The sequence below is a fragment of the Actinomycetota bacterium genome, assembly GCA_036280995.1.
Classification (GTDB): domain Bacteria; phylum Actinomycetota; class CALGFH01; order CALGFH01; family CALGFH01; genus CALGFH01.
The window spans coordinates 1-5064 of record DASUPQ010000614.1; the positions used below are offsets into that span (position 1 = coordinate 1).

General features: G+C 69.0%; 5 protein-coding genes and 1 pseudogene. 4 read left to right on the forward strand and 2 right to left on the reverse strand.

The window, feature by feature from the left end:
• From VF468_20700 to VF468_20715, 4 genes are all read left to right on the forward strand, one after another.
• Window positions 1-732, forward strand: a 732-nt coding sequence (locus tag VF468_20700; protein ID HEX5880711.1) for an ATP-binding cassette domain-containing protein, incomplete at its 5' end; no start/stop codon positions are given.
• Window positions 729-1490: an ABC transporter permease gene (locus VF468_20705; protein ID HEX5880712.1), complete on the forward strand. Its 762-nt coding sequence runs from the start codon at window positions 729-731 to the stop codon at window positions 1488-1490. The genes VF468_20700 and VF468_20705, both read left to right, overlap by 4 nt.
• Before the next feature lie 629 nt (window positions 1491-2119).
• Entirely contained in the window at window positions 2120-2617 is a 498-nt protein-coding gene (locus tag VF468_20710; GenBank protein HEX5880713.1) for a SigE family RNA polymerase sigma factor, read from the forward strand.
• Entirely contained in the window at window positions 2614-3489 is an 876-nt protein-coding gene (locus tag VF468_20715; GenBank protein ID HEX5880714.1) for a hypothetical protein, read from the forward strand. The genes VF468_20710 and VF468_20715 overlap by 4 nt, the downstream gene beginning before the upstream one ends.
• A 139-nt stretch (window positions 3490-3628) precedes the next feature.
• Here VF468_20715 and VF468_20720 read toward each other — a convergent pair whose 3' ends face one another.
• On the reverse strand, window positions 3629-4738 hold the full coding sequence (locus VF468_20720) for an adenylate/guanylate cyclase domain-containing protein (protein HEX5880715.1): 1110 nt from the start codon (window positions 4736-4738) through the stop codon (window positions 3629-3631).
• A gap of 140 nt (window positions 4739-4878) precedes the next feature.
• Window positions 4879-5064, reverse strand: a pseudogene (locus tag VF468_20725) (ISAzo13 family transposase).

Sequence of the window (5064 nt, forward strand, 5' to 3'; positions counted from 1 at the left end):
ACGATCTTCGCACTGCTCGGCCCGAACGGCGCGGGAAAGACGACGATCGTGCGCATCCTGTCCACGCTGCTCAAGCCCGACGCGGGGACGGCCACCGTCGCCGGCTTCGACGTCGCCACGCACCCGGCGGACGTGCGGGAGTCCATCAGCCTCACCGGGCAGTTCGCCGCCGTCGACGAGATCCTCACCGGGCGCGAGAACCTGATCCTGATGGCCCGGCTGCGGCGCGTGAAGGACGCCGCCCAGACTGCGGATGACCTGCTGGCCCGCTTCCAGCTCATGGATGCGGCCAAGCGGAGGGTGGCGACGTACTCCGGAGGCATGCGCCGCCGCCTGGACATCGCCATGAGCCTCATCGGGAACCCACCGGTGATCTTCCTGGACGAGCCGACCACCGGGCTCGACCCTCAGGCGCGCATCGAAGTGTGGACCGGCGTCAAGGAGCTCGCCGGACAGGGCACGACGGTGCTGCTCACCACGCAGTACCTGGACGAGGCCGAACAGCTGGCCGACCGGATCACGATCCTCCACGAGGGTCGGATCATCGCCAACGGCACCCTCGCCGAGCTCAAGCAGCTGCTCCCGCCCGCCAAGGTCGAGTACGTCGAAAAGCAGCCGACCCTCGAGGACGTCTTCCTCGCCATCGTCGGTGCCGCCGGCAAGGACGGCGACGTCGGCCAGACGCCGGCAACGACGGCGGCCTCGGCACCGACGAGTAAGGAACAGCGATGACCAAGCGCTTTCTCGGTGACACCGCCCTCCTGACGGGACGGTCCCTGCGCCACATCACGCGCAGCCCGGACACCATCATCACGACCACGATCATGCCGATCGCCTTCATGCTGCTGTTCGTCTATGTGTTCGGCGGCGCGATCAGCTCAGGGTCGGATTCGTATGTGGACTACCTGCTGCCCGGCATCCTGCTCGTCACGATCGCCTCGAGCATCTCCTACACTGCCTTCCGGCTTTTTATGGACATGAAGAGCGGCATCTTCGAGCGATTCCAGTCCATGCCGATCGCACGGTCGTCGGTGCTCTGGGCGCACGTGCTGACCTCGCTGGTCGCCAGTCTGATCTCGGTCGTGGTCGTCGTGGGTGTCGCCCTCCTCATGGGCTTCCGCTCCGGGGCAGGCGTGCTTGCCTGGCTCGCGGTCGCCGGCATCCTGATCCTGTTCACCTTGGCGTTGACCTGGCTCGCCGTCATCGCCGGCCTGTCGGCGAAGACCGTGGACGGCGCGAGCGCGTTCTCCTACCCGCTGATCTTCCTGCCGTTCATCAGCTCGGCGTTCGTCGCCACCGCAACCATGCCCGGACCGGTGCGCGCCTTCGCCGAGAACCAGCCGGTGACGTCCATCGTCAACACGATCCGCGACTTGTACGCGCAGCAGCCCGTCAGCACCGACATCTGGATCGCCCTGGCCTGGTGTGTCGGCATCCTCATCGTCGCGTACGCCCTCGCCATGGCCACCTACCACCGCAAGATCGCCTAAGGATGTGTCCACGGCGGGCATGCTCCGGGGGCCACGGCACCGGGTCACCGAACGGCGGCCAGTTGCCACCGACGGCGCGCCTGCAAGAAGAACGGCCGCAGCAACGTACGATATCGGGGGATGATCGACTCGCCTTGTTCGGCAAGGGATGTGCTCGGAGAAGTCTGGATCGAGGCGTCTACATCAGCCGGCTGACCAGCAGTTTCAGGTCGCTGACGGTCGTGCGGTGATGAGCGTGTCGAGCCGCACAGCGGTCCACTGAGCACATCCCTTCCAGGAAGCGACGAGGCGTTGCGGTTCGGGTCTTTGGGCCTGAGCGGATGCGGTCATCGACGTCCGCGGCCTTGAGTGCATCCAGGACCTCCAGCAGTGCCGACTGGTCAAGGACCACCGTGCGGTGTGCCCGTTCGCGCGCACTATCGGTCTGGTCTCGCTGACCATCGCACGGTGAACGCTTCGACGCAGACAGCCACGTCGTTGAGGCCTCGCTACCTCCATCACTCGGTGGGACGCCACCCGGAATACTGGGGAGCTTCTCTTGGCCGTCGGTTCCCGTGTTGTGTCCGATGCCACCAAGCTCGGCTCTGTGGCGTGCTTCTCTGTGTGCTCATATTGGAGAGACGGAGGCGATGACTGCCGGCGGCAGCTTCGAGGAGTTCTACACCGGAGCGGTCAGCCGGCTCCTCGGCCAGCTGTTCCTGGTGACCGGCGACCTGCATGAGGCCGAGGAGGTCGTGCAGGAGGCGTTCGCCAGGGCGTCGGTGCGCTGGTCATGGCTGCGGGACTACAACGCGCCCGAAGCGTGGGTGCGCCGGGTGGCCATGAACCTGGCCGCCGATCGCGCCCGTAAGCTGCGCCGCCAGGCCAGAGCGATCCTGCGGATGGGGCCTCCGCCTGCGACGCACGAGGTGTCGGTGGAGACGCTGGCGCTGGTGGAGGCGCTGGGCGCCCTGCCGGTCCGCCAGCGCCAGGCGATCGTCCTGCACCACCTGGTGGGTCTGCCCGTCGAGGAGGTCGCCCAGACGCTGCGGGTGCCGGCCGGGACGGTGAAGAGCCTGCTGTCCCGCGGCCGGCGGGCCCTGGCGGCCCGGCTAGGGGAGGCGGAGGAGGTGCGGGACCGCCCATGAGCGACCTGCAGACCCGGCTCCAGCGGGCGGCTGATGAGGCCGCCCGCCACGGTCGCATCCCAGGACCCGAGGCGGTGATCCGGCGGGGACGTCAACGGCGACGGCGCCTGGTCGGCGGGACGGCCTCGCTGGTCGTCCTGGTGCTGGTGGTGGGGGCGTTGGGTACCGGCCGGCTGGCCAGCCGCCAGGCCCCCCTCGCCCCGACCCCGACCACCGCCCCGACAGCCACCGCCCCGACGACCACCTCAGTCACCCGGATCCCCGCGGTCGGCAAGAAGGTCGTCCCCCTCGATGTCCAGGTCCACCTCGGGCCATCTGGATTCCCCGACCGCTGGGGGATGGCCAGCGACCTGACCAGCCAGATGCAGAGATGTGAAGGCGGCACGGCCCAGATCCGGCTGTGGGCCCAGGTGCTGGGGAAGACCTGGGTCCTGGCCGCCAAGGAGCCACTCCCAGGCAAGAACTGGATCTGCTGGGCAGACGGCCTCTGGAGTAAGGACGGCGGTTCGCTGTCCGCTGGCCACGGCGGCCCCAAGGACCGGCTCACGCTGCTGCAGGCCAGTCAGCTGGGCGACCCCATCGCCGGTAAGGGCGAGCTGGCGGTGGTGGGTGGCCCGGTCACCAGACAAGCGGTCCGGCTAAGGATCCTGTTCCGGAACGGACCCCCGATCGACCTCGCGCCGTTGGACGCCGGACCCCAGTTCCCGGTCAAGTTCTACGCCGTGTTTTACCTGCAACCAGCCAAGACGGCCTGGATGCCCGAACGCGTGGTCGCCTACGACAAGGCGGGCCACCGCATCGCCGAGTGCTATGCCACGACTCGCGAGGGTGACGTCTGTGATCGCCCTCCAGGCGCCCCCCAGCAACCATGACACCGGCAGTTTTCCATCGTGAGGATGCCGGTCTGCGAGACACCCGTTAGGGGTCCCTGCTCGGCTATTTTGGCGACTGTGCTGCTTGCTCTGTCGCCTGGTGAGGGCGTGGTTCCGCTGATCGCAGGCGCTCGGCTGATCATCGGTTCCTTCCGACCAGGAAGTAGGTGACCAGCTCGCCCATGCCCCTGATGGGGATCGGTCCCCGCCGCTGGAACCGGTAGCCGTCCCGCAGCCGCTGGTAGGTGCGCTCGGTCACCTGGATGCAGCCGGCGATCCCGTGCGACTCCATGCGGCTGGCGGTGTTGACGGTGTCGCCCCACAGGTCGTAGCTGAACTTGGTGGTGCCGATCACCCCGGCTTCCACCGGGCCGGTGTCGATCCCGATGCGGACGGCCAGCGGCTGGCCGCTGGGATCGGCGCGGCGGGCCACCTCCTCACGGATCCCCAGCGCCATCTCGGCGATCGCCTCGGCGTGGTCGGGGCGCGGCTGGGGCAGCCCGCCGGCGACCATGTAGGCGTCGCCGATGGTCTTGATCTTCTCCAGCCCATGGCGCTGGGCGAGCCGGTCGAAGGCCGAGAACAGCTCGTTGAGGGCGGCCACCACCTGGGCCGGGCCGACCTGCCGGCTGCGCCGGGTGAAGTCGACGATGTCGGCGAACAGCACGGTGACCTCGGGGAAGGCGTCGGCGATCACCCCCTCACCGGCCTTGAGCCGGGCCGCGATTGGGGCGGGCAGCACATTCAGCAGCAGCCGCTCGGACCGCTCCTGCTCGGCCAGCAGCAGGCGATGCTCCCGGTCCAGCGCCTGGCGGCTGCGCACCGCCTCGCCCAGCACCAGCACGGCAGCGAACATGGCCGCATTCGACAGCGCATCCCCCAGCAGGGTCAGCGGCGTTCTCGTCTCTTGTGCAAGCGGGGAGAGGGCGTAGGCGAGCGGCGTGATGACGAACCAGGCGGCGATCAGCAGCGACCAGCGGCGGTGGCCGGCGGCCCAGGCGGTGGCCAGGGCCACTGACAGCGGGATCGCGCGATAGGTGCTGGTGTAGTTGGCTACGTAGATCTGCAGGGTCGCCGCCGACGCCAGCAGCACGGCCAGGGGCCAGCGCCGCCGGGCCAGCGCCAACGCGGCGATGGTCAACCCGCACGCGTAGGCCAACGCGTCCGGTCGGGCGCCCGGCGCCGGCGCCACGCGGATCCCGATCGTGTTCGCGACCGCCAGCGCCACGGCCAGGCCTGCGTCGATCACCGGCGCGGGTAGGCGCTGCAGCCGCTGGCGCAAGGCCGTCACATCCAGGTCTCCAGGGTCGTGCTCGGTTACCTTACCGTTGGTAGTGGTTGCGCTGCCGCCGGGTGGAAGGTGTAGTTCCACTCGCCGTGAAATGCCTACGCCAGCGGCACCGCCGCCAACTCCTCATCGCGCACCCTGACCCCCAGCGGGTAGCGGCCGCGGTCCAGCTCGGGCGCGGACCCGCAAGCCCGTGTGCGTGGTGGTCGCCCCGATCGGCTCCATGATCACCTCGTGCTTGTCAGCGGGCGGCCGCGCCAGTTCATCGAGATCACGCTGGAGCAGCC

Excerpts from the sequence above, each read along its gene's own strand:
- VF468_20705 (HEX5880712.1), top strand. The coding sequence starts at position 729 with ATGACCAAGCGCTTTCTCGGTGACACCGCCCTCCTGACGGGACGGTCC.
- VF468_20710 (HEX5880713.1), top strand. The coding sequence starts at position 2,120 with ATGACTGCCGGCGGCAGCTTCGAGGAGTTCTACACCGGAGCGGTCAGC.
- VF468_20715 (HEX5880714.1), top strand. The coding sequence starts at position 2,614 with ATGAGCGACCTGCAGACCCGGCTCCAGCGGGCGGCTGATGAGGCCGCC.